This window comes from Streptomyces regalis, from assembly GCF_001509475.1.
Lineage (GTDB): Bacteria > Actinomycetota > Actinomycetes > Streptomycetales > Streptomycetaceae > Streptomyces > Streptomyces regalis.
In genome coordinates, this window is sequence record NZ_LLZG01000092.1 from 61,500 (window position 1) to 85,668 (window position 24,169).

Below are 24,169 nucleotides of genomic sequence, written 5' to 3' on the forward strand. Positions count from 1 at the left end.
CCCGGCCCCGCCCGTCCCGCGACTCAACCGCTGTGCACCGAGCCGTCCCCCCGGACCAGCAAAGGCTCCTCACCCTTCAGGATCGTGCGTTCCGTCACCGTCACCCGGACCACGTCCTGCAGCGACGGCACGTCGTACATCACCGAGATGAGCGCCTCGTCGAGGATGGCACGCAGACCCCGGGCGCCCGTGCCTCGGCTGATCGCCTGGTCAGCGACCGCTTCCAGCGCGCCGGTCTCGAAGTCCAGCTCCACACCGTCCAGTCGGAACAGGCTGCGGTACTGGCGCACCAGCGCGTTCTTCGGCTCGGTGAGGATGCGCAGCAGGGCCTCGCGGTCCAGCCGGCCCACAGAGGTGATCATGGGAAGGCGGCCGATCAGCTCCGGGATCATGCCGAACTTCACCAGGTCCTCCGGCGTGACCTGGTCGAACAGATCGTCCGTCGCGGCCTCCTGCCGGGAGCGCACGCTGCCGCCGAAGCCGATGCCCTTCGCCCCTGTGCGCGCCTCAATGATCTGCTCCAGCCCCGCGAAGGCGCCGCCGACGATGAAGAGGATGTGGGAGGTGTCGATCTGGATGCCCTCCTGGGCGGTGCGGCTGCGGCTGCCCGCGACCGCACCGGTCCCCCGGTTCGGGGGCGCCACCGTGACCACCGACCCTTCGAGCACCTTGAGCAGCGACTGCTGGACTCCCTCGCCGGAGACATCACGTGAGACAGCCGGCCCCTCGCCCCGGCGCGCGATCTTGTCGATCTCGTCGATATACACGATGCCCGTCTCCGCCTTGCGCGGATCGTGGTCGGCGGCCTGGATCAGCTTCAGCAGCATCGCGTCCACGTCCTCCCCCACATACCCCGCCTCGGTCAGCCCGGTGGCGTCGGCGATGGCGAACGGCACGTCGAGGATGCGCGCCAGGGTCTGGGTGAGCAGCGTCTTGCCGGAACCTGTCGGCCCGAGCAACAGGATGTTGGACTTGGCCAGTTCGACCTCGTCGTCGGCGGGCGTGGCGAAGCGCACCCGCTTGTAATGGTTGTACACGGCTACGGAAAGAGACCGCTTGGCGCGTTCCTGGCCGACTACATAAGTGTCCAGGAAGGCCCGTATCTCACGTGGCTTGGGAAGTCCACCGGCAAGCCTTCCGGCACCCGCTCCATTTCTCTCTTCGGTTACCACTTCGGCGCACAGGTCTACGCAGCCGTCGCAGATGTGCACGCCCGGTCCGGAAACGAGCTTAAAGACTTGGTCTTGTCTCTTCTCGCAGAAGGAGCAGGTGAGTTGGGAGCCGTGCGAGCCTGCGACCGCCATTTGGTGAACCCCTCCGAACGGTTGGTGAAATCCAGGTGCGCGCCGAACCGGCCGACGGCACGGATCAATTGAGTAACGCGCCGCTCAATCGACCGCTGCAGTACGGACTTTGAATGGTGAGACGACGTCGCGTCGATGCTGCAACCATGGCAGGATGAGGGCGACAGAATCAATGTGTTCGAGGAGTCGCATGACCGCCGTATCGGGAATCGTTGCTCGTGAAATCGTCGACAGCCGTGGCAATCCGACGGTCGAGGTCGATGTCACTCTGGAGGACGGCTCGTTCGGCCGGGCCGCGGTGCCGTCGGGCGCGTCGACCGGCGCCAACGAGGCGGTCGAGCTGCGCGACGGCGACGGCAGCCGGTTTCACGGCAAGGGCGTACGCAAGGCCGTCGAGGCGGTCAACGGGCCCGTCGCCGAGGCGCTGCGCGGTCTCGACGCGGAGGACCAGCCCCTGATCGACGAGACGATGATCAAGCTTGACGGGACGCGCAACAAGGGCGCTCTCGGCGCCAACGCGATCCTCGGCGTCTCGCTCGCCACGGTGAAGGCGGCCGCCGCGGCCCACCGCCTGCCCCTGTACCGCTACGTCGGCGGTGTCGGCGCCCGCACGCTCCCGGTGCCGATGATGAACATCGTCAACGGCGGCGCCCACGCCGACAACCCGATCGACTTCCAGGAGTTCATGATCGCGCCGATCGGCGCGGAGAGCTTCGCCGAGGCCGTGCGGATGGGCTCAGAGGTCTTCCACACCCTGCGCAAGGCGCTCTCCGAGGCCGGCCACAACACCAATGTCGGCGACGAGGGCGGCTTCGCCCCCAACCTGCGCTCGGCCGACGAGGCGCTGTCGTTCGTCGTCCGCGCCATCGAGCAGACCGGTTACGCCCCCGGCGACGACATCTGCCTGGTCCTCGACCCGGCCACCTCCGAGTTCTTCCACGACGGGGTGTACGACTACGCGGGCGAGGGCGTGAAGCGCTCCGTCGAGGAGCACATCGCCTACCTCGGCGAACTCGTCTCGCGCTACCCGATCGCCTCCATCGAGGACGCGATGGCCGAGGACGACATCGAGGGCTGGAAGCAGGTCACCCGCGAGCTGGGCGGCAAGATCCAGCTCACCGGTGACGACGTCTTCTGCACGGACGTGGAGCGCCTGAAGGACGGCATCAGCGGTGGATACGCCAACTCGATCCTGGTGAAGGTCAACCAGATCGGCTCGCTCACCGAGACCCTCACCACCGTGGAGACCGCACACAAGGCCGGCTACACCGCGGTCATGTCGCACCGGTCCGGCGAGACCGAGGACACCACCATCGCGGACCTGGCCGTGGCCACCAACTGCGGGCAGATCAAGACCGGTTCGTTGTCGCGCTCGGACCGCACCGCCAAGTACAACCAGCTCATCCGGATCGAGGAGGAGCTCGGCTCGCAAGCGATCTACCCGGGCAACAGCGTGCTGCGGTTGCGCTGACACCCGGCACGGAAAGGCGGCGCACGGATGTCCCTCGCCATCGGCTCCTACGAGAAGCTGCGCGACCTGTCCGACGGTTCGGACCTGCTCAACCTCGCCTGGACGCAGGACGAGGGGGACCTGCTGTCGGTGGACGTGATGGCCGCGGTGTCGGCCGAGCTGGCCGCCGAGGTGGCCGAGGGACTGCCGTACGTCCGTGATTACCTGGTCAAGGACCCCTACGGCGAGGCTCTGCTCGGCCCCGCCGTGGGGGAGTTCTTCGACGCTCCGGGCCGGCCGGTCTCGGTGACCTGCGGCGCCGGCGTGGGACCGCTGCTGCATGGACTGAGCCTGCTGGCCGCCGGCGGCACGGTGGAGGTCGTAACCGACGTCTATCCGGACTACCCGCACTGGGTGGCCCGTGCCAAGGGCCGCTGTGTGCCGTACGGTTCCGGGCCGCGCGGGGACGTGCTGCTGCTGGAGCGGCCCGCACTCGCCGATGAGCGGTTCGCCGGGCTCGACGCGGTGCGCGAGCTGTGCGCGGTGGCGGCGCACCGGGGTGCCGTGGTCGTGGTGGACGAGTCGAACGCCAACTACTGCCCGCCGGACTTCAGCGCCGCGAACCTCGCTCCCGAGGTACCCAATCTGATCGTGGTGCGCGGGCTGTCCAAGGCGTACGGGCTCGGCGGGCTGCGCCTCGGCTACTGCGTGGCGTCGGCCCCCATGGCGGGCCGCGTCCGCGAGGCGGTGTCCCCCCTGGGCCCCTCCTCCCTGTCCCTGCGCATCGCCCGCCGGATCCTCCGCCTGGGCGACATCACCGCCGACCTGCGGGCGGCCATCGCGCGCACCAAGCCGTACGTACGCGACCTGCTGACCGAGGCGGGCCTGCCGGATCCGGTCCCGGCGGCACGGGGTCTGCCCTACCTCCTGTTCCCGCACGATCCGCACCGAGCCGTCGAACTCCTCGCGGAGCGCGGCATCCAGGCCAAGGTCCAGCCGGTGTGGTCGACGTCCGCGGGCACCCTCACCGAGGTCGGCCGTCTGAGCGTCCCTCTCCGGGAGGACCGGCTGCACGAACTGCACACTCGCCTCGGCCGAACTCCCCACTGCGCGAAGGTCGTTGACGCTACGACGTCCCCGGCCCCGTGAGGATCTCGGTCAGCGCCGACGTCGCCGCCGCGGCATCAGGCCCCTCGGCGACGATGTGAACCGCCGAGCCGGCCCTGGCCCCCAGAGACATGACCGCGAGGACGCTGGCGGCGAGGGCGGTGCGGCCGTCGTACTCGATGTGGACCGTGCTGGTGAAACGGGGCGCCGCGGCGGCCACGCGGCCCGCCGGGCGGGCGTGCAGGTCCTCGGGCAGGACGACGCGGACGCGCAGGCCGGAACCTCGCACAGGATCTCCCGGGGACTCAGAACTTGGGGACACTTCGGGCCTCCTCCGCGCTCTTGAGCACAGAGGCCAGATCGGCGCCGCCTGCCGCGGCGACCGTGGCCGCGACGGCACCCTCCACGAAGGGCGCGTCGGCGATGACGGTGTCGGGGCGCGGATGGTCCTGCAGGACGGTACGGGTCATCAGCACGGCACTGCCCAGGTCCGGCAGGACGACCAGCCCGGCACCCCGGTCCGCCGCCTCGAAGGCCTGCTGGATACGGCGATAGCTCGTACCGAGCCCGCCTTGATCATCACCCCCCGCGACAACCACGGGCACGCTCTTCGCCGCTATCTGTCCGACCAGCTCGGCCAACCCCGCCGCGAGCTCAGCGCTGTGTGACACCAGTACGATGCCAACGGACTGGTTCATGAACGCATACTCTAGATTCCAGAACAGCGTTCAGCAAGAGCGAACAAGGGACAGCAGTGGTCGAGTCGGTCAAGCGTGCCGTGCGCATCCTGCAGGAGCTCACCGGAGCCTCCCCCCGGCTCGGCGTGACGGATCTCGCCGCTCGTCTCGGCATCTCCAAGTCGGCCGTCCACGGACTGTTGCGCACACTGGAGTCGGACGGCCTCGTGGTCCAGGACGCCGAGTCCGGCAAATACCGGCTGGGCCCCGCCCTGGTCATCTTCGGCAACGCCTACCTCGACACGCACGAGCTGCGCACCCGCGCCGTGACCTGGTCCAATCTGCTGGCCGCCAGAACGGGTGAGGCGGTCTGGGTGGGAGTACTCGTCCACGACGAGGTGATGGTCGTCCACCACGCCTTCCGCCCGGAGAGCGTGGTCCAGGCCCTGGAAACCGGCGCCACCCTGCCGTGGAGCGCGAGCGCACTCGGCAAGGCCGTCGTGGCCTTCTCCTCCGAGGAGCTGCAACAGCGCCTGCTGTCCACCCCACCGGCCGCGCTGACCGGCCGGACGATCACCGAACCCGCCGCGCTCGCCGCGCAGTTGGCGCGAGCCAGAGAGGTCGGCTACGCACTGGAGAGCCAGGAGGCGACGCTGGGCGACGCGGGCATCGCGGCGCCCGTCTTCGACCGTACCGGCGCCGTCGCGGGAGCCATCGGAGTGATCGGCCCCGTCGAGCGGCTCCTGGACGACGAACGGCGCCAGAGCTATGCGATCGCCACCCGCGAGACCGCCCGGAATCTCTCGCGCGAACTGGGCGCCCTCCGCGCCGACGGACGACGGGCCCCCTTCTGACCCCGGCCTTTCGGGCCGCGCCACACCCACACGTGTGTCGCACCACGCTCCCCCCTGTCTCCGGTCGGAGAAAACAGCCACTTGTGTCACTCTCGGGTCACTCCTTGACACCCCAGGAGAGGGAACTTAGTTTTCCGACAGACGTTCATCAGTACAGAACACCATTCGAGTTTCCCGAGGCGGCCGAAGCGGCGTTCACCTGAACAGAACATGGCGGGCCGAGTGCTTGGCCCGAGTGGCCTACCGGGGGAGGGTGCCACCATGAAAAAGCTGATCAACTCAGCTGAAAGCCTGGTCTCCGACGTACTGCGGGGCATGGCGATCGCACATCCCGGCCTGCGCGTCGACCACGCGACCCGGGTGATCGCCCGGGCGGGCGGGCCGGTGCCCGGCAAGGTCGGGCTGGTCTCCGGCGGCGGCTCCGGCCACGAGCCCCTGCACGGCGGGTTCGTCGGCCGCGGCATGCTCGACGCCGCGGTGCCCGGCGAGGTGTTCACCTCCCCCACCCCCGACCGCATCCTGGCCGCGCTGCGGTCCGCCGACTCGGGCTCGGGCGTCCTGCAGATCGTCAAGAACTACAGCGGTGACCGGCTCAACTTCGCCATGGCCGCCGAACTCGCCGCGGACGAGGGCCACGAGGTGCGCACCGTCGTCGTGGACGACGACGTCGCCGGCGCGGACGGCGGCGCGGGCCGCCGTGGCACCGGTGCCACGGTGTTCGTCGAGCGCATCTGCGGCGCGCTGGCCGAAGAGGGCGCCGATCTCGCGGCCGTGGCCGAGGCGGGCGAGCGCGTCAACGCCGCCTCGCGCAGCATCGCGATCGCCCTGTCCCCCTGCACGGCACCCGCGGTCGGCCGACCCGGTTTCGAACTCGGCCCGGACGAGATCGAGTTCGGCGTCGGCATCCACGGCGAGCCGGGACTGCGCCGGGAACCGCTGCGCCCCGCCCGCGAGCTCGTCGCCCGGGCCATGGAACCGCTGCTCGCCGGGCTCCCGCCGGGCGGCGGGGAGTCCCTCGTGATGGTCAACGGCCTGGGAGCAACCCCCCTGCAGGAGTTGTACGTCGTTCTGCACGAGACCGCCGGGGTGCTGAGGGAGGGCGGACTGAACATCGCCCACTCCCTGGTCGGCAACTACGTCACCGCGCTGGACATGGCGGGGGTGTCGATCACCGTCTGCCGGGCGGACGCCCCCATGCTGGCGCTCTGGGCGGCCCCGGTGAACACCCCGGTCCTGCGCTGGGGCTGCTGACGGGTGAGCAGGGCGCCAATGACCAAGAAGGGCGCCGATGACCAAGAAAACGGGAGGACCGTTGGACTCCGCACGGACGCGGGCATGGCTGCGCACCGCCGCTCTTTACCTGGACCGGGACAAGGACCGACTGACCCGACTGGACCTGGCCATCGGCGACGGTGATCACGGCGTCAACATGCACCGGGGATTCCTCGCGGTCACAGCCGCACTCGACGAGTGGGAACAGGACGACCTGACCGCGGGGGAGTTACTGATCGCCGTCGGCGACACCCTCGTCTCGACCATCGGCGGGGCCTCGGGACCGCTGTTCGGCAGCTCCTTCCGGGCCATGGGCAAGACGCTCTCCGCCCCCGGCCCCGACGACGACAGCCGCCGCTTCGCCGCCGCGCTGTCCGCGGCGCGCGCCAGCGTCCACCGCCTGGGTGCCGCCGAGCCGGGGGACAAGACCATGTACGACGTGTACGAGGGGGCCGTCGACGCCTTCACCCGCGTGGCCGACACAGGCGGAAGCCTCGAAGCCGCCGCCCGCGCGGCGGCCGACGCGGCCGACGCGGGCGTACGGGCGACCGAACTGATGCAGGCCCGCCGCGGCCGTGCTTCCTATCTGGGCCTGCGCAGCGTGGGCCATCAAGACCCCGGCGCGGCATCGCTCGCGCTCATCTTCCATGCCCTCGCGCACGCCTTGGAGGCCAAGTGACCCAGCAGCGCCCACAGACGGTCTCCCGCCTGCCGCGCGGGAGCGCTTCCGCCGCGATCCGGCAGCCACAGACGACGCAGGCGGCACTGCCCGCACCAGGTCGGTTCGCCTGGCTGACCCCGATGATGCTGTGGCCGCTGGCCCGCCACTATCTGCCGCGCCCGGCGATACGGCCGCAGGGCGGCGGCACCCAACGCGCCGACGACGAGGCGATGTTCGCGGCGATCGTGTACGTGCTGGTGAGCGGGGTGCCCTGGCGGGCGCTCCCGAAGACGTTCGCCGTGTCGTGGCAGAACGCCCATCGCCGCTTCACTCAGTGGAGCGAGGCCGGCCTGTGGGACCGCGTCCGCGAGGGCTCCCGCAGGCAGCAGATGCCGGCGCAGATGCGGCAGTGGGCCGACATGGTCGGCGCGCTGGCCGAGGAGCGGATGAACCGGGCGACGGCCCCCGTGGAACGGCCCGCCGCGGCCACCGGGCGGGGTGCGGGTCTCAGGCCCGGCATCCGTGTTCACCAGCCGGGCGACTTCACCGTCCGCCTGTTCGGCCCGGGCAGGACCCCGGCCGACGGAACCGCCCGAGAACTCCGCCGTGCCCAGTGATCGCGGCCCCGGCAGGGGCGCCTCTGGACCCGGCCGACGACGTCCGGAGGGAGGGAACCCAGGATGTCCAGGGTGAGCTGCAGCGCCCCGGCCGCGGGCCCCCCGGCCCCGCAGCTTTCCGTCACGGACTTCCGTGCCGAACTCGCCCGGCTGATGGCCGCCCATGCCGACCGCACCGTCGTGGTGCTCGCCCTCGACGGGGTCAACCTCACGGCGGCACAGGCCTGTTGGCCCACCGCCGAGACACGGCTGATGCGCGCCGCGGCGCCGACCACGTCCTCCGCCTGCTGGCTGAGCGCTCTCACCGGCCTGGACGTCGCCGACCACGGAGTGCCCGGCGTCGTCTTCTCCGCTCCAGGGGGTGCGGACGGCCTGGTCAACTTCCTCGACCACCACGGCCCCGGCCTGACGCCCGCCGAGGGCAACGTCTTCCTGGACGCCACCGCCCTCGGCCGTACCCCGTTGGCCGTCCTCGGCGACCTGGAGCACTACGGCTCGTCGTGGCGCGACGCCCTGCTGGCCCACGCGCGCCCGGTGACGGGCCACCGCTTCTACACCGCGGGCGGCACCTACCGTCGGCGTCCCGCCGCCGAGGTGGCCGACCGGGTCCGTACGGCCGTGGTGGAGACGCTCGCCCGGCGGGGAACGGGGCAGCCTTGTCTCCTCTGGTGCTACGTCGAGGTCGACCAGCACGTGCACCGGTACGGCTACGACGACCACACCGTCGAAGTCCTCACGGCGCTCGGCGAGTTCGCCGCATCCCTGGCCACCGGCGACATAGTGGTGGTCGCCCACGCCGATCACGGCCTGGTGCCCACGGTGCACGACGCGGCCCTCGCGAACCTCCTCGGCGACCTGGGACGACGCCACGGTTTCGCGATGGGCGGCGCCGGGCGGATGCGCTGGCTGTACCCGACGCGCCACGACGGCCCCGAACTGGCCGCGCTGATGGGCCCGGTGCTCCCCGACGGTGTACGGGTCCTGCTCGCGGACGAGGTCTTCCGACCCGGCTCACTCGCCCGCGCCCGGGTCGGCGAGGTCCTGCTCGTGGCCGAGGGCAAGGCCTTCCTCACCGATCCGGCGTACTGCTACGACCACGGCTCCTTCGCCCCGGAGGAGACTGACACGCCCTTCTCCGTATGGCGGTGAAAGCATGTCCGCGCCTGTCCCGGGAGCCCCGAGTCCCGTGTCTCACGTGGCGGTTGACGCTCCCTGCATTGTGTTGAACTCTCTGAGCCGAGGTCTGAACGGGGAGGTATCCAAATGAGGACGAGCCTGACCGGCTGCCTGGAAGAGATGGACCGCCGAGGGCTCATACCGGACGGCTGTCTCGCGGTGTGCTGTGTGGGATCCGTCGCCCGCGGGTGGTCCAACGAGGGCAGCGACTACGACTTCAACGTCATCGCCACCACCCCCTGGACGAGCGAGAGCGCCCGCACCATCCCCGTCCCGCTGAGCCCCGCCGTCGTCCCCGCGGTCGTCCTGTACGTGGACGGGCGCCGCTGGGAGATCAAGTACTGGCTCGACAGTCAGGTCCGCCAGATGCTCGACAAGGTCACCTGGGAGCAGTTCGAGGCGGACAGCACCACGGCCAAGGCACTGGTGGACGCCGAGGAGCTGTTCCTGGAGCGGATGAGTAGCTGTCTGACGCTCAGCGGTTCCTCCTGGGCCGAGGAGTGCAAGCGGCAGGTCGAGGCATCCGCCTTCCGGGCCTTCGTGACCACACGCTCGCTCGCGGAGGCCGACGCCTCCATCGAGGATGCCGTCGGCCAACTGGCCGCCCAGGACTTGGACAGCGCGGTGCTTTCCGCACGCAAGGCACTCGGGCACACCGTGGACGCGCTGCTGGAGAGCGAGGGCAACTTCGGCTCGCGCACGCCGAAGTGGCGGGCCCGCCGCGTCCGCGAGACCCGGCCCAAGGCCCTGCCGTTCGAGGAGTACTGGACTCTGGAGACCATGCGCTCCTTCGACCCCGCAGACCCGCAGGCCTGGGTGAATCTGGTCGTGCAGCGCTGCAAGGACCTCACACTGGAGGTGGAGATCTCTTGACTGCCCATCAGGACGTCCGGTCGGACAACGCGGCCGACGGCCGGCCGGAGTCGGCCTCCGCCTTCTGGCGGTACTGGACCGCCTCCACCATCAGCAGCGTCGGCGACGCCATCACGACCGTCGCCCTGCCGCTGGTGGCTGTCGGCGTCCTGCACGCCTCCAGCCTCGAGGTCAGTTTCCTCACCGCCGCCCAGTACGCGGCATGGATCGCCATCGGCCTGCCCGCCGGTGTCATCGTGCAGCGCCTGCCGCTGCGCGGCACCCAGGTCGCGATGGACCTCATCCGGGCCGTCGCCGTCCTGTCGGTGCCGGTGGCCGCGGTGCTCGACGTGCTGCACCTGGCCCATCTCGTCCTGGTCGCGCTGGTCATCGGCCTGGCGACGGTCGTCTTCGACGTGGGCAACTCCACGTTCCTGCCGTCGATCGTCAGCAAGGACGAGTTGACCGCCCGCAACAGCCTGACCTCCGCCTCGGTGTCGGCCACCCAACTGGGCGGTCCCTCGCTCGGCGGTGTGCTCGTCCAGGTCTTCGGCGGCGCCGCCAGCCTCCTCTTCGACGCCGTCAGCTATCTCGTCTCCGCCGTGCTGCTGCGCAGCCTGCCGCGGCCCGCCACCCCGAAGAAGACGGAGCAGGGCGAGTCGACGCTGGACCTGATCAAGGAGGGCTGGCGGTACGTCGCCCGCCATCCGGTGATCCGACCCTGCGTGGCCGCGGCCACCCTGGTCAACTTCACCTGCGGCGCCTTCATGGCGCTGCTGCCCGTCTTCCTGGTCCGTACCCTCGACGCGCCCGCAGCCCTGGTCGGTGTACTGATCGCCACGGAGGGGCTCGGCGCCCTCGTCGGCGCCGCGCTCACCCCGCGCCTCGCCGGCCGCCTCGGCAGCGCTCGCACGCTGCTGGTCGCCACGCTGTTCGGCGCGTCGGTGGCAGTGCTCATGCCGCTCGCCCAGAGCGGCTGGGGGCTGCTGCTGTTCGCGCTGGGCAACACCGGCTTCGGCGCGAGTGTGGTCGTGTTCAGCATCCTCACCCGCACCCACCGGCAGACCGTCACCCCACCCGACCTGCTGCCGCGGGTCATGGCCACGGTGCGGTTCGTGTCCTGGGGTGCCGTGCCGTTCGGCGCACTCACCGCGGGCGCCGTGGCCACGGGGATCGGCAACCGAGGATCACTCTGGCTGATCTGCGCCCTCGCCTTCCTGCCCCCCGTCGCGGTGTGGACCAGCCCGATCCGCCGGATGCGCGACCTGTCATGACGTGATGGCACGGCGTAGGGGAATGGCCCAGGAACTCGGCGGAGAAATGGACCAGACCCATGGGCTGCTTCGCTCCTAGGGTCGAGATCATGACGACCACCGACAGCACCGACAGCACCGCCGGCACCACGACGACGGAGTACACGCCCGAGCGACCGGTCCGGCTGCGCTGGGCCGAGCACGCCCCCGAGGTCTACAAGGCGATGATCCGCCTCGACACGGCCGCCAAGCAGGGACTCGACCCCAAGCTGTACGAGCTGGTGAAGATCCGCGCCTCGCAGATCAACCACTGCGCCTTCTGCGTCGACATGCACTCCAAGGACGCGCTCGCGGCAGGCGAGAGCGTCGAGCGGATCATCCAGCTCAGCGCCTGGGACGAATCGCGGCACTTCTACACCCGGAAAGAGCTCGCGGCGCTGGAGCTGACCGAGGCGGTGACCGTCCTGACGGACGGTTTCGTGCCCGACGAGGTGTACGAACGGGCCGCCAAGCACTTCGGCGAGGCCGAGCTGGCGCAGTTGATCTCCGCCATCGCCACGATCAACGCCTGGAACCGGTTCGGAGTGACCTTCCGTATGGCCCCGGGCAACTACCAGCCGGGACAGCACAAGTGACGCTCCGGACCCGGCTCCTCGACCAGGCGGTCGGGCGGGCCATGTCCACGCTCAGCGCGACCGCCAAGAAGGGGCTCGGCGACCCGGCCCTCGCCGAGCTCGTCGTGATCCGGGCCTCGCAGCTCAACCACTGTGCCTTCTGCCTGGACATGCATCTCGCCCTCGCCCGCAAGCACGGCGTGAGCGAGCAGCAGCTCGACCTGCTGGCCGCCTGGGAGGAGGCCGGGGACGTCTTCGGCGAGCGGGAGCGGGCCGCGCTCGCGTTGACCGAGGCCGTCACCGTTCTCACGGACGGGTTTGTGCCGGACGAGGTGTACGACCGTGCCGCCGCGCACTTCGACGACATCCGACTCGCCCATCTCGTCGGGCTGATCATCGCCATCAACAACTGGAACCGCGTGATGGTCGGCCGCCGCATTCCACCAGGGGGACACACCACATGACCAAGGTCGAAGCCTTCCGCGCCCTGCACCGACGCAAGGCACCCGGCGATCCGCTCGTCCTGCCCGGCCCCTGGGACGCCGCGAGCGCCCGCGTCTTCGTCGAGGCCGGGTTCCCGGCGCTCGCCACGCCGAGTGCGGGGGTCGCCGCCTCCCTCGGGTACGAGGACGGGCAGACCCCGGCCGACGAGATGTTCGCGGCGGTCGCGCGGATCGTCCGGGCGGTCGACGTGCCGGTGTCGGCGGACATCGAGGGCGGGTACGGGATCGCGCCGAAGGAGCTCGTGGAGCGGTTGCTGGCGACGGGCGCCGTGGGATGCAACCTGGAGGACTCCGAGGACGGGGCGCTCAAGGACCCGCGCGCGCACGCCGACTGGCTCGCCGAGGTGCGGCACGCCGCCGCCGACCGGCTCTTCGTCAACGCCCGGATCGACACCTTCATCCGCCCGCCCGGTGCCGCCGACCCCAAGCAGGCCGCCGAACGGGCCATCGAGCGGGCCGCGTTGTACGTCGCCGCGGGCGCCGACTGCGTGTATCCGATCGGCGCCCCCACCGACGTACTGCCGCTGCTGCGGTCCGGCATCCAGGGCCCGATCAATGTGCACGGCACCGTGACCGGGGACGGCCCCTCGCCCACCGAACTCGGCGAACTCGGGGCCACCCGGATCACGTTCGGGCCGGGACTCCAGCGCAGGGCCGCCGAGGCGCTGCGCGAGATCGCGGCCGGTCTCACGAAGTGAGCGTCAGGACAGCCACGCCTTCCACGTGGACTCGTGGCTGTCCACCCACTTCTTGGCCGCCTCCTCGGGCGACAGCTTCTGCTCGGCGATCATCAGGGAGACCTCGTTCTGGTCCTCGGTCGTCCACTTGAACTTCTTCAGCAGGGCCGCCGCCTCGCCGCCGCTCTTCGCGAAGTCCGCGTTGAGGTATTTCTGCAGCGGGGTGTGCGGATAGGCGCAGGCGACCTTCTCCGCGTCGGCGTCGCAGCCCTCCTTGTACTCCGGCAGCTTCACCTCGGTCATGGGGACCTTCTTGAACAGCCACTGCGGGGAGTACCAGTACGTCAGGAAGGGCTTCTTCTCCTTGGCGAACTGTTTGATCTGCGTGATCTGCGCGGCCTCGGAACCGGCGAACACCACCTGGTAGTCGAGGTCCAGGTTGTTCACCAGCGCCTTGTCGTTGGTGACGTAGGAGGGCGAGCCGTCCATCAGCTGGCCCTTGCCGCCGCTCTCGGCGGTGCGCATCCGGTCGGCGTACTTGTTGAGGTTCTTCCAGTCGGTGACGTCCGGGTGCTGCTTGGCGAAGTACGTCGGGACGTACCAGCCGATGTGCCCGGTGACCCCGAGGTCGCCGCCGGGCACGATCGTCTTCTTGTCCTTGACGTACCGCTGCTCCTCCTCGGGGTGGCCCCAGTCCTCCAGGAGCGCGTCGACGCGGCCCTGGCTGAGGGCGTCCCAGGCGGGCACCTCGTCGATCTGCACGGTGTCGACGCGGTAGCCGAGCTCGTGCTCCAGCAGGTACTGGGCGACGGCCACGTTGGCCTGCGCGCCGACCCAGGACTGGACGGACAGGGTCACGGTCTTGACGCCCTGCGCGTTGGCGAACGGCGAGGCCTGCTTGGTCATGTCGGCGGCGCCGCAGCCGGTGAGCAGCAGCAGCGAAGACGCCCCGGCCACTACAGCAGTCGTACGAAATCGCATGTCACGCTCCCTTCTTCGCGCGGCGTTCCGTCGGCTGGGTCACCCGGTCCAGCATCAGGCCCAGGCAGACGATCGCCGCGCCGGCCACCAGACCGGTCGCGAGGTCGCCCTGCGCGAGGCCGGCGACGACCTCGTAACCGAGCGCGCCACCTCCGACCAGGCTGCCGATGATGACGACGGCGAGGACCAGGACCACGCCCTGGTTGACGGCGAGCAGCAGCGCCGGGCGGGCGAGCGGGAGCTGGACCTGGCGCAGCTGCTGGGCGGGCGTCGCGCCGAGCGAGCGGGCCGACTCCAGGGCGGCCGGGTCGACCTGGCGCAGACCCTGGGTGGTGATGCGGACGACGGCGGGCAGGGCGTAGACGACGGCCGCGGCGACCGCGGGTGCGCGGCCCACTCCGAACAGGGCGACGACCGGGATCAGGTACACGAACTGCGGCATCGTCTGGAAGACGTCCAGGACGGGCCGGAGCATGCGCTCGACCCGGTCGCTGCGCGCCGCCGCGATGCCGGTCGCGAAGCCCAGGACCAGGGTGACGGCGACGGCCGCCAGCACCTGGGAGAGGGTGTCGAGCGACGGCTCCCACACGCCCAGTACGCCGATCGCGGCCATGGCGAGCACGGCGGTCAGCGCGGTGCGCCAGGTGCCGATCAGCCAGGCGAGGGCGGCGACGATGAGCAGGACCGACCACCAGGGCAGCCACTGCAGGGTGTCGCGCACGGGGTCGAGGACCCAGGTGGTGAAGTGGGCCGCCCAGTCGGCGGTGCCGCCGATGACGGGAACACCGGAGTAGAGGTGGTCGGTCATCCAGTCGACGGCGCGGTTGACGGGCTCGGCGATGTTCAGGGCCCAGGCGTCGGGCCAGTCGAGGCGTCCCGCGAGACGTCCGGCGACCGCCACCGCCACGGCGGCGACCAGGGCGTACGCCCAGCGCGCCCGGCCGTTCGGCTGCGGCTCGTCACCGAGCGCCTCCCCCGCCGCGCCGGTCACCCGGTCCAGTACGACGGCGAGCAGCACGATCGGGATGCCGGCCGCGAGCGCCGCGCCCACGTCCACGGACCCCAGCGCCTGGTAGACGCGGTCACCGAGGCCGCCCGCGCCGATGACCGACGCGATGACCGCCATGGACAGCGCCATCATGATCGTCTGGTTGAGGCCGAGGAGGAGTTCCTTGCGGGCCAGCGGGATGCGGGCGGTCAGCAGGCGCTGCCGTGCGGTGGTGCCGAGCGACTCGACCGCCTCCAGCACCTCCTTGTCGGCGCCGCGCAGGCCGAGGGCGGTGAGGCGGGCCATCGGCGGGGCGGCGTAGACGACGGTGGCCAGGACGGCCGCGGGGACGCCCATGCCGAAGACCAGGACGACGGGGAGCAGGTAGGCGTACGCCGGGAGCACCTGCATGGTGTCCAGGACGGGGCGCAGGATCCGGTCCATACGGTCGGAGAGACCGGCGGCGAGACCGAGCAGCGCGCCCACGGCGACCGAGGCGAGGACCGCCACGACCATGAGCGCGAGGGTCTGCATGGTCGGGATCCACATGCCGAGGAACCCGCAGGCCAGGAACGCGATCCCGGTGCCCGCGGCGAGTCTGAAGCCGGCGACACGCCAGGCGACGAGGGACGCGGCGGCGGTGACACCGGCCCAGCCGGCGGCGAGCAGCACCAGGTACACGGCGCGTACGGCGAGCACGACCGCGTTGCTGATGTGCCCGAAGAAGTAGAGGAACAGCGGGTGGCTGTCCCGGTTGTCGATGATCCAGACGCTGGCCTTGGTGAGCGGCTCGGTGAAGTCGACGGTCAGCGCGGCGGGCCAGGTGCCGCTCGCCCAGCGGGCGTTGGCCAACGGCACGAGGATCGCGGCGGCGAGCGCGAGCAGCAGGAGCTTGCGCAGGACAGGGTGTTTGAGGACGCCCGGCACGGCGATGCGAGGGGCGGCCGTGGTGACGGTGGCCATCAAGCCACCTCCTTGCTCTTCCCTGCCCCCGCGACGCTCTTCCCCGCCCCCGCGACGGCACTGTGCTCCGTCCCCGCCACGACGCCGAGGAGCCGTTCGTGGTCGACCACCCCCAGACAACGCGCCCCGTCCATGACCCGGGCCGGCGCGCCGGTACGCGCCACGGCCTCGATCGCCTCCGACACCGTCGCGTCCGGCGCCAGAGCCGGGCCGCTGCCCGTCTCCTCCGCCGACGCGGGCCGCATGGCCGTACGCACCGTCATGACCTGTTCGCGCGGGACGTCCCGGACGAACTCGCGGACGTAGTCGTCGGCCGGCGAGCCCACGATCTCCTCGGGGGTGCCCAGCTGGACCACGCGGCCGTCGCGCATGAGGGCGATGCGGTCGCCCAGCTTGAGCGCCTCGCTCAGGTCATGGGTGATGAAGACCATCGTGCGGCCCTCCTCGCGGTGCAGCCGGACGACCTCCTCCTGCATGTCCCGCCGGATCATCGGGTCGAGCGCGCTGAAGGGCTCGTCGAAGAGCAGGACCTCGGGGTCCACGGCCAGGGCCCGGGCGAGGCCGACGCGCTGGCGCTGGCCGCCGGACAGCTGGCCCGGCCTGCGGTGCTCCATGCCCTCCAGGCCGACCTTGGCCACCACCTCGGCGGCCCGCTCGCGGCGCTCCGCCTTGCCGACGCCCTGGATCTCCAGGCCGTAGGCCACGTTGTCCAGGACGCTGCGGTGCGGCAGCAGGCCGAAGTGCTGGAAGACCATCGCGGCACGGTGCCGGCGCAGTTCGCGCAGGCGGGTCTTGTCCATGGCGCGCACGTCCTCGCCGTCGATGGCGATGGTGCCCGCGGTCGGTTCGATGAGCCGGGTCAGACAGCGCACCAGCGTGGACTTGCCGGAGCCCGACAGGCCCATGACGACGAAGACCTCGCCCTTGCGGACGTCGAAGGAGACATCGCGGACCGCCGACGTGCAGCCGGTGCGGGTGCGCAGCTCGGCCGGCGTGAGCGCGGCCAGCTCAGGGTCGGCGGGGACGCGGTGCGCCTTGGGGCCGAAGACCTTCCAGAGACCTTCAACAGAGAAAACAGGGGTACCAGTGGTGGTACTCATCACGCCTCACCTCCCATCAGGTCCACGGCTTTCTCCCCGACCATGAGCACTCCGATCATCGGGTTCACCGCGGTCATCGTCGGGAAGACCGAGGCGTCGGCGATCCGGATGCCGTCCAGGCCCCGGATCCTCAACTGCGGGTCGACCACCGCCAGTTCGTCGTCGGCGGCGCCCATCCGACAGGTGCCCGCCGGGTGGTACACGGTGTGCGCGACCTTGCGGGCGTACTCGCTCAGCTCCTCGTCGCCCGTGACGTCCGGGCCGGGGCACACCTCGCGCTTGAGCCAGCTCGCCAGCGGTTCGGTCGCGGCGATCTCGCGGGCGATGCGGATGCCGTCGACGAGGGTGCGGCCGTCGTAGTCGTCCTCGTCGGTGAAGTAGCGGAAGTCGAGGGCGGGCTTCACGGACGGGTCGGCGCTGGTCAGGTACAGCCGGCCGCGGCTCTTGGGCTTGGGGATGTTCGGGGTCATGGACACCCCGAACTCCGGCCGCTGGTAGCCCAGTCGCTCCGGGTTGTCCGTGAACGGGATCTGGTAGAAGTGGAACATCAGGTCCGGGCCCTGGTGTTCGGGGTCGCGGCGGACGAACAGGCCCGCGTCGGAGTCCATCGCGGAGTTCTCGGGGATCGGGCCGTGGGTCTCCCAGACGATCACCGACTCGGGGTGGTCGAGCAGGTTCTCGCCGACGCCCGGCAGGTCGTGGACCACCGGTATGCCCAGCTTGGCGAGGTCCTCCTTGGGACCGATGCCGGAGTGCAGCAGCAGGCGGGGCGAGTCGACGGCGCCCGCGGACAGCACGACCTCGCGCCGGGCGCGGATCAGCAGCTCCTCGCCGTCCTTGGTGCGCACATGCACGCCCTCGGCGCGGGTGCCGTTCAGCTCCAGCTTGTACGCCCAGGTCTCCAGCCAGATGGTGAGGTTCTCGCGCTCGTCCATCACCGGGTGCAGATACGCCACCGACGCCGAGGAACGCTTGTTGTTCTCGGGGTGGTAGGCGAGGTCGAAGAAGCCGGCGCCCTCGGTGAAGGGCTGCTTGTTGAAGCCCTCGACGCGCGGCACGTCCAGCGCGCCCTGCGCCGCGTCGACGAAGTCACGGGCGATGGCGTTCCGGTCCTGCTCGTCGACGGGGACGATGTTGTTCTTCAGCCGGGCGAAGTACGCCTCCATCGGCACCGCGCCCCAGCCCTTGGCGCCGGCCGCCTCCCACTCGTCCCAGTCGGACGGCAGCGGCTTGAAGGCGATGAGCGTGTTGTGCGAGGAGCAGCCGCCCAGGACGCGGGCGCGGCTGTGCCGGATGTGCGAGTTGCCGCGGGGCTGCTCGATGGTCGGGTAGTCGTAGTCCAGCTCGCCGCCGAGCAGGCCCATCCAGCGGCGCAGGGTCAGCACGTCGTCGCGGCCCACGTCGCTGGGACCGCCCTCGATGACGGCGACGGTGACATCGGGGTTCTCGGTGAGACGGGAGGCGATGACGGAGCCTGCGGTGCCGCCGCCGATGACGACGTAGTCGTACGTTTGGGGGGTTATATCGGGCATGGGGGTGGTACTCCAGGAGGGGTCGGGCTGGAACGGGCTTACGGGGCTCGGGTCAGGTCAGCCCGCGAACCACCGCACCGGCTTCGGTGCGAGGTTCTGGTAGATGTGCTTGCTCTCGCGGTACTCGGCGAGTCCGGCGGGGCCGAGCTCGCGGCCCACTCCGCTCTTGCCGAAGCCGCCCCACTCCGCCTGCGGGAGGTAGGGGTGGAAGTCGTTGATCCAGACGGTGCCGTGCCGCAGCCGGCCCGCGACCCGGCGGGCGCGCCCCGCGTCGGCGGTCCAGACGGCGCCCGCGAGGCCGTACTCGGTGTCGTTGGCGAGGGCGATCGCCTCGTCCTCGGTGCGGAAGGTCTCGACGGTGAGGACCGGGCCGAAGACCTCCTCGCGTACGACGGCCATCTCGCGGTGGCAGTGGTCGAGGACGGTCGGCTCGTAGAAGTAGCCGTTCTCCGGCCGCTCGGGTGACGGCTCGGGACGCTTGCCGCCGGAGCGCAGCACCGCGCCGTCCTTGAGCGCGGAGTCGACGTACGCCTCGACCTTGGCGCGCTGCTGCTCGGAGACGAGCGGTCCGCACTCGACGCCGTCCGCGGTGCCTCGGCCGAGGCGGATACGGCTTGCCCGGCGGGCGAGTTCGGCGACGAAGCGGTCCCGGACGGAGTCCTCGATGATCAGGCGGGCGCCCGCCGAGCAGACCTGGCCGCTGTGGATGAAGGCGGCGTTGAGGGCCTGGTCGACGGCGGTGTCGAAGGCCTCGTCGGTGGCGCAGGCGTCGGCGAAGACGACGTTGGGATTCTTGCCGCCGAGTTCGAGGGCGACCTTCTTGACGCTGGGCGCCGCGGCCTGGGCCACCTTCGTGCCGCTGAGCAGGCCACCGGTGAAGGAGACGAGGTCGACGTCGGGGTGCTCGGCGAGCCGGGCACCGACGGAGTGGCCGGGCCCGGTGACGATGTTGGCGACTCCGGCGGGCAGCCCGGCCTCCACCAGCAGCTCGATGAGCGCGATCGTCGTCAGCGGCGTGATCTCGCTCGGCTTGACGACGAAGGTGTTGCCGGCCGCGAGGGCGGGCGCGATCTTCCAACTGGCCTGGAGCAGGGGGTAGTTCCAGGGCGTGATCAGCGCGCACACGCCGACCGGCTCATGGACTACGACGCTGTGGATGTCGGCCGAGCCCGCGTCGACGACCCGGCCGGGGGCCTCGGCGGCGACGAGGTCGGCGAAGTAGCGGAAGGCGTCGGCGACGCAGTCGATGTCGACCCGGCCCTCTTCGACGGTCTTCCCGGCGTCGCGGCTCTCCAGCAGGCCGAGCTCCTCGCGGTCGCGCACCAGCAGGTCGGCGACACGGCGCAGCAGGGCGGCACGCTCGGCGACGGGCGTCAGCGGCCACTCCCCCTGGCCGCCGTCGAAGGCGCGGTGGGCGGCCGCGACGGCCAGGTCGGTGTCCTTCTCGTCCCCCTCCGCGACCACGGCGAAGGGCAGGGCGTCCGCGGGGTCGAGGATCTCGCGCGTCGCGCCGGTGACGGCTTCGCGCCACTCGCCGCCCGCGTGAATCGTCTGTCGTGCCTGCCGCGCCTGCTGTCCGGTCATGATCGGTGTTGCCTTCCGTTCCTGGTCGGTGCCCCTGAGTCACACGGGTGTCACTCACGAGGACCGTCATCGCATGCCCGGGCCCTCGCATTGCATGCGCAATCGGTGGCCGAAAGTGTGCTGTGTCACTGAACATGCGGGCAAACAGGAGCAAAAGGGACGCAGAAGCGCGGTGCGGAGGGCGGTTCAGAAGTCGGCCGGCGGGTCCTCCCCCACCCGGCCGTCGATCGACTCGCGGATCATGTCGGCCTGGCCGAGATGGCGGGCGTACTCCTCGACGAGGTCGATCAGGACCCGCCGCACACTGGGCGCCCGGCCGTCGGGCCACGTGTGGCGGACCAACTGGTCGACACCTCCCTCGGACAGCACCTGCCGCAGGTTCGCCCGGGACCGGGCCACCGCCTCCTCCCACAGCGCATAGAGCTGCTCGGGCTTGTCCTGCGCCGCCGACCGCCACTCCCAGTCGGGGTCGGCGTCCCAGTCCACCGCGTCCCACGGCGGGGGCAGCTCCACTCCGAGCAGGCGCCGGGTGAAGTACTCGTCCTCGACGAGGGCCAGATGCTTGAGCAGCCCGCCCAGGGTGAGGGCGGAGGGCCCGAGCCGTGTGCCCAGGCCGGCCGCGTCCAGCCCCTCGCACTTCCAGGCGAAGGTCCGGCGCTGCCGTTCCAGGGAGCCGATCAGGGTGTCGGCCTCGGAGCCGGCGACGGGGGGCTCGATGAGGACCGGTGCTTCGGTGTCGTAGCTCATGGCAGGCACGCTACGGTCCATTCCGGTCGATCCACTTCCGGAATGTCAGGCAGTCGTAGGGAGCCCCTCATGAGCCCGTCGCGGATGAGCCGGCCCGACGAAAGCCCCACCGCCCGCGCCCTCCTGCTCCTCGAACTCCTCCAGAACAACCCCGGCATCACCGCCGACCGCCTGGCCGGCCGCCTCAGCGTCTCCGAACGCGCCGCCCGCCGTTACATCGGCATCCTGCGCGAGGCCGGCATCCCCGTGGAGTCCACCCGGGGCCCGTACGGCGGCTACCGCCTCGGCCGGGGCCTGCGCCTGCCGCCGCTGATGTTCACGCCGACCGAGGCGCTCGGCCTGGTCATGGCCGTACTGGACGGCCATCACGACGCGGCCGACCCGTCCGGCCCGGTGGGCGGCGCGCTCGGCAAGCTCCTGCGTGCCCTGCCCGAACCGGTCGCGCACCCGGCCGAGGCGGTCCGCAAGGTCAGCGCCCGGGGCGGCCCCGACGCCGCCTCCCGCCCCGACCCCGACACCACCGCCGCCCTCGTCCAGGCCGCCGCGGCACACCGCCGCCTGCGCCTCGGCTACCGGCTGGGCTCGCGCGGCGAGCGGACCATGGAGGTCGACCCGTGGGCGGTCGTCGTCCACCACGGCCGCTGGTATCTGCTCTGCTGGTCGCACACGCGCGACGCGCGACGCGTCCTGCGGGTGGACCGGGTCACGACGGTGACGACACTCCCCGACATCTTCGAGCCGCCCACCGGTCTACGTCCCGTCGAGACCCTCGAGGAGCACCTCTCCCAGGGCTGGACCTACGAGGTGGAGATCGTGATCGAAGCGCCCGTCGCGCTCGTGACCGAATGGCTCCCCCGCAGCCTCGGCCGCCACGAACCGATCGACGACGGCACCACACGCCTCCTCGCCACCACCGACGAACCGGACTGGTACGCCCAGCAGCTCACGGCGATCCGGGCCCCGTTCCGCATCGTCGGGCCGCGGGAGCTGCGGGAGGCGGTCCGAGCGCTCGGCCGGCGCCTCACGGAAGCGGCCGAAGGCATGGCCTCCGACGCGACCTTTGACTAAAGTCAAAGAAGTATGGAGCCAGTGAGGAATACGGCGAGGAATGCGTCGAGGACTGCATCGAGGCACGCCTCCGGCACGACGGAGCCGGTCCCGGCGGACCATGTGACGGCCTTCCGCCACTTCAACCGCTACTTCACGCGCCGCATCGGCGTACTGGACGACCACTACCTCGGCCAGGACCGCCCGCTCGGCGAGGCCCGGCTGCTGTTCGAGATCGGGGACGGCGCGTCCCTGCGTGAGCTCAGGAGCCGGCTCGGCCTCGACGCCGGGTACCTGAGCCGGATGGCCAAGGCGCTGGAGTCGCAGGGCATGGTCCGGCTGAGTGCGCACCCGCAGGACAACCGCCTGCGGATGATCGAGCTGACCCCGGCCGGGCGGGTCGAGGTGAAGGAGCAGAACCGGCGGGCCAACGCCGTCGCGGCCGGGCTGCTCGAAGGGCTGAGCGCGGCACAGCGCACGGAACTGACCGAGGCCATGACGACGGCACGACGGCTGCTGCGCCTCGCCGGGATCACCGTCGAGGAGGTCGACGGAGCGAGCCCCGACGCCCGCGCCTGCCTGGACGCGTACGCCGCCGACATCGACGAGCGTTTCCCCGAGGGCTACGACAAGTCCTTCCTGGTCCGGCCCGACGAGGTGTCCGGGGACGCGGGCACCTTCTTCGTCGCGTACGAGGAGGGCCGGCCGGTCGGCTGCGGGGCGCTACGGCGACTGGAACCGGGCGTCGGCGAGATCCGCCACGTCTGGGTGCACCAGGACGCCCGCCGCCTCGGCCTGGCCCGCCGGCTCCTCGACGCCCTCGAACGCGCGGCCACCGCACGGGAGTTGACCGCCGTACGCCTCGACACACACGCCACGCTCACCGAGGCGCAGGCGATGTACCGGGCGTGCGGATACGCGGAGATCCCGGCCTACACCGACGACATCTACGGCAGCCATTGGTTCGAGAAGCGCCTGGCCCCCTGAACATCCCCCTCTGCAGCACCCTAAAGGGCGCGAGGCACAGCACGGCACTTCCGGCGGAGCGCAGCGCAGGCCCTGTTCCGGAAGAGACCGGAACAGGGCCTGCGCAGGCGTGACAGAACGGGTTCTGAGGCGGGCTCAGATCAGGCCGAGGGAGCGGACCGCCTCGCGCTCCTCCTCGAGCTCCTTGACGGAGGCGTCGATGCGGGCGCGGGAGAACTCGTTGATCTCCAGGCCCTGGACGATCTCGTACTTGCCGTCCTTGGTGGTGACGGGGAAGGACGAGATGAGCCCCTCGGGAACGCCGTACGAACCGTCGGACGGAATACCCATGGAGACCCAGTCACCGTCGGCCGTGCCGTTGACCCACGTGTGAACGTGGTCGATGGCGGCGTTGGCGGCGGAGGCGGCCGAAGAGGCGCCACGGGCCTCGATGATCGCCGCACCGCGCTTGGCGACGGTCGGGATGAAGTCCTCGGCGAGCCACTTCTCATCGCCCACGACCTCGGCGGCGTTCTTGCCGGCGACGGTCGCGTGGAAGATGTCCGGGTACTGGGTGGCCGAGTGGTTGCCCCAGATGGTGAGCCGCTTGATGTCGGCGACCGTCGAGCCCGTCTTCTTCGCGAGCTGGGTCAGCGCGCGGTTGTGGTCGAGGCGGGTCATCGCGGTGAACCGCTCGGCCGGTACGTCGGGGGCGGCCGCCTGCGCGATGAGCGCGTTGGTGTTGGCCGGGTTGCCGACGACCAGGACCTTGATGTCGTCCGCGGCGTGGGCGTTGATGGCCTGGCCCTGCGGCTTGAAGATGCCGCCGTTGGCCTCGAGGAGGTCACCGCGCTCCATGCCCTTGGTACGGGGGCGGGCACCGACGAGCAGCGCGACGTTGGCGCCGTCGAAGGCGACGTTCGGGTCGTCGCTGATGTCGATGCCCTGCAGGAGCGGGAACGCGCAGTCGTCGAGCTCCATGGCGGTGCCCTCGGCGGCCTTGAGCGCGGGGGTGATCTCAAGGAGGCGCAGCTTGACCGGCACGTCCGCGCCGAGCAGCTGGCCGGAGGCGATGCGGAAGAGCAGGGCGTAACCGATCTGGCCGGCCGCGCCGGTGACGGTGACGTTCACGGGAGTGCGGGTCATGGCGTTCTCCGTATGACAGCTGGCGGTGAGGCATCCCTGCCCCGGGATGCGGGGCGTAGAGATGATCGATCTCTTGGCGTCAAGAGATCCACCCATCA

Annotated in this window: 24 protein-coding genes; 14 read left to right on the top strand and 10 right to left on the bottom strand. The window is 70.9% G+C overall.

The window, feature by feature from the left end; all coding sequences use genetic code 11:
• Positions 1-23: 23 nt before the first annotated feature.
• Positions 24-1,304, bottom strand: coding sequence for an ATP-dependent Clp protease ATP-binding subunit ClpX (gene clpX / locus ADL12_RS14755; RefSeq protein ID WP_062702431.1), 1,281 nt, complete (start codon positions 1,302-1,304; stop codon positions 24-26).
• A gap of 190 nt (positions 1,305-1,494) precedes the next feature.
• Between clpX and eno the strand changes: the two genes are divergently transcribed.
• Together eno and ADL12_RS14765 are read left to right on the top strand one after the other, a co-directional pair.
• A complete protein-coding gene (gene eno, locus ADL12_RS14760) occupies positions 1,495-2,775 on the top strand; it encodes a phosphopyruvate hydratase (protein WP_062702433.1) in 1,281 nt (426 codons plus the stop codon).
• 27 nt (positions 2,776-2,802) lie between these two features.
• Positions 2,803-3,903, top strand: coding sequence for an aminotransferase class I/II-fold pyridoxal phosphate-dependent enzyme (locus tag ADL12_RS14765; protein ID WP_062702436.1), 1,101 nt, complete (start codon positions 2,803-2,805; stop codon positions 3,901-3,903).
• Here the strand turns inward: ADL12_RS14765 and ADL12_RS14770 are convergent.
• Both ADL12_RS14770 and dhaM read right to left on the bottom strand, forming a co-directional pair.
• Positions 3,881-4,150, bottom strand: a complete 270-nt coding sequence (locus ADL12_RS14770) for an HPr family phosphocarrier protein (RefSeq protein WP_208614546.1) — start codon at positions 4,148-4,150, stop codon at positions 3,881-3,883. The two genes, ADL12_RS14765 and ADL12_RS14770, sit on opposite strands and share 23 nt — an antisense overlap.
• Positions 4,151-4,166: 16 nt before the next feature.
• Complete coding sequence (dhaM, locus tag ADL12_RS14775; protein ID WP_062702438.1) at positions 4,167-4,559, bottom strand: dihydroxyacetone kinase phosphoryl donor subunit DhaM; 393 nt, start codon at positions 4,557-4,559, stop codon at positions 4,167-4,169.
• Between the two features lie 56 nt (positions 4,560-4,615).
• Between dhaM and ADL12_RS14780 the strand changes: the two genes are divergently transcribed.
• From ADL12_RS14780 to ADL12_RS14825, 10 genes are all read left to right on the top strand, one after another.
• On the top strand, positions 4,616-5,392 hold the full coding sequence (locus ADL12_RS14780) for an IclR family transcriptional regulator (RefSeq protein WP_062702440.1): 777 nt from the start codon (positions 4,616-4,618) through the stop codon (positions 5,390-5,392).
• Positions 5,393-5,653: 261 nt separating this feature from the next.
• Entirely contained in the window at positions 5,654-6,643 is a 990-nt protein-coding gene (dhaK, locus tag ADL12_RS14785) for a dihydroxyacetone kinase subunit DhaK (RefSeq protein ID WP_062702442.1), read from the top strand.
• A gap of 37 nt (positions 6,644-6,680) precedes the next feature.
• A complete protein-coding gene (gene dhaL, locus ADL12_RS14790) occupies positions 6,681-7,343 on the top strand; it encodes a dihydroxyacetone kinase subunit DhaL (RefSeq protein WP_208614547.1) in 663 nt (220 codons plus the stop codon).
• The gene (locus tag ADL12_RS14795) at positions 7,340-7,942 is read left to right on the top strand and encodes a transposase (RefSeq protein ID WP_062702446.1); all 603 of its coding nucleotides are present in this window, start codon (positions 7,340-7,342) and stop codon (positions 7,940-7,942) included. Before dhaL ends, ADL12_RS14795 begins: the two co-directional genes overlap by 4 nt.
• Before the next feature lie 63 nt (positions 7,943-8,005).
• Positions 8,006-9,091, top strand: coding sequence for an alkaline phosphatase family protein (locus ADL12_RS14800; RefSeq protein ID WP_062702448.1), 1,086 nt, complete (start codon positions 8,006-8,008; stop codon positions 9,089-9,091).
• Between the two features lie 114 nt (positions 9,092-9,205).
• Positions 9,206-9,991 (top strand): hypothetical protein, encoded by a 786-nt coding sequence (locus ADL12_RS14805; RefSeq protein ID WP_062702450.1) that lies wholly within the window; start codon positions 9,206-9,208, stop codon positions 9,989-9,991.
• Positions 9,988-11,244, top strand: a complete 1,257-nt coding sequence (locus tag ADL12_RS14810; protein ID WP_062702452.1) for an MFS transporter — start codon at positions 9,988-9,990, stop codon at positions 11,242-11,244. The genes ADL12_RS14805 and ADL12_RS14810 overlap by 4 nt, the downstream gene beginning before the upstream one ends.
• An 89-nt stretch (positions 11,245-11,333) precedes the next feature.
• Complete coding sequence (locus ADL12_RS14815; RefSeq protein ID WP_062702454.1) at positions 11,334-11,858, top strand: carboxymuconolactone decarboxylase family protein; 525 nt, start codon at positions 11,334-11,336, stop codon at positions 11,856-11,858.
• Entirely contained in the window at positions 11,855-12,301 is a 447-nt protein-coding gene (locus ADL12_RS14820; RefSeq protein ID WP_062702455.1) for a carboxymuconolactone decarboxylase family protein, read from the top strand. Before ADL12_RS14815 ends, ADL12_RS14820 begins: the two co-directional genes overlap by 4 nt.
• Complete coding sequence (locus ADL12_RS14825) at positions 12,298-13,038, top strand: isocitrate lyase/PEP mutase family protein (protein ID WP_062702457.1); 741 nt, start codon at positions 12,298-12,300, stop codon at positions 13,036-13,038. Before ADL12_RS14820 ends, ADL12_RS14825 begins: the two co-directional genes overlap by 4 nt.
• A 3-nt stretch (positions 13,039-13,041) precedes the next feature.
• On the opposite strand, the gene ADL12_RS14830 is transcribed toward ADL12_RS14825, so the two are convergent.
• From ADL12_RS14830 to ADL12_RS14855, 6 genes are all read right to left on the bottom strand, one after another.
• Positions 13,042-13,998: an ABC transporter substrate-binding protein gene (locus ADL12_RS14830; protein ID WP_062702459.1), complete on the bottom strand. Its 957-nt coding sequence runs from the start codon at positions 13,996-13,998 to the stop codon at positions 13,042-13,044.
• A gap of 1 nt (position 13,999) precedes the next feature.
• Positions 14,000-15,949, bottom strand: coding sequence for an ABC transporter permease (locus ADL12_RS14835; RefSeq protein WP_062702461.1), 1,950 nt, complete (start codon positions 15,947-15,949; stop codon positions 14,000-14,002).
• Entirely contained in the window at positions 15,949-17,049 is a 1,101-nt protein-coding gene (locus tag ADL12_RS14840; protein WP_062702463.1) for a quaternary amine ABC transporter ATP-binding protein, read from the bottom strand. Before ADL12_RS14840 ends, ADL12_RS14835 begins: the two co-directional genes overlap by 1 nt.
• On the bottom strand, positions 17,049-18,581 hold the full coding sequence (locus ADL12_RS14845) for a GMC family oxidoreductase (RefSeq protein ID WP_062702465.1): 1,533 nt from the start codon (positions 18,579-18,581) through the stop codon (positions 17,049-17,051). The genes ADL12_RS14840 and ADL12_RS14845 overlap by 1 nt, the downstream gene beginning before the upstream one ends.
• A gap of 57 nt (positions 18,582-18,638) precedes the next feature.
• Positions 18,639-20,165, bottom strand: a complete 1,527-nt coding sequence (locus tag ADL12_RS14850; RefSeq protein ID WP_062702467.1) for an aldehyde dehydrogenase family protein — start codon at positions 20,163-20,165, stop codon at positions 18,639-18,641.
• Positions 20,166-20,351: 186 nt separating this feature from the next.
• Positions 20,352-20,912, bottom strand: a complete 561-nt coding sequence (locus tag ADL12_RS14855; protein ID WP_062702469.1) for a DinB family protein — start codon at positions 20,910-20,912, stop codon at positions 20,352-20,354.
• Between the two features lie 69 nt (positions 20,913-20,981).
• Here ADL12_RS14855 and ADL12_RS14860 point away from each other — a divergent pair, with 69 nt between their 5' ends.
• Both ADL12_RS14860 and ADL12_RS14865 read left to right on the top strand, forming a co-directional pair.
• Entirely contained in the window at positions 20,982-21,980 is a 999-nt protein-coding gene (locus tag ADL12_RS14860) for a helix-turn-helix transcriptional regulator (protein ID WP_244187906.1), read from the top strand.
• A 102-nt stretch (positions 21,981-22,082) separates the two neighbouring features.
• Entirely contained in the window at positions 22,083-22,946 is an 864-nt protein-coding gene (locus ADL12_RS14865) for a bifunctional helix-turn-helix transcriptional regulator/GNAT family N-acetyltransferase (protein ID WP_062702473.1), read from the top strand.
• 135 nt (positions 22,947-23,081) lie between these two features.
• Here the strand turns inward: ADL12_RS14865 and ADL12_RS14870 are convergent, their stop codons facing one another.
• Positions 23,082-24,071, bottom strand: coding sequence for a malate dehydrogenase (locus tag ADL12_RS14870; protein ID WP_062702474.1), 990 nt, complete (start codon positions 24,069-24,071; stop codon positions 23,082-23,084).
• Positions 24,072-24,169: the final 98 nt, after the last annotated feature.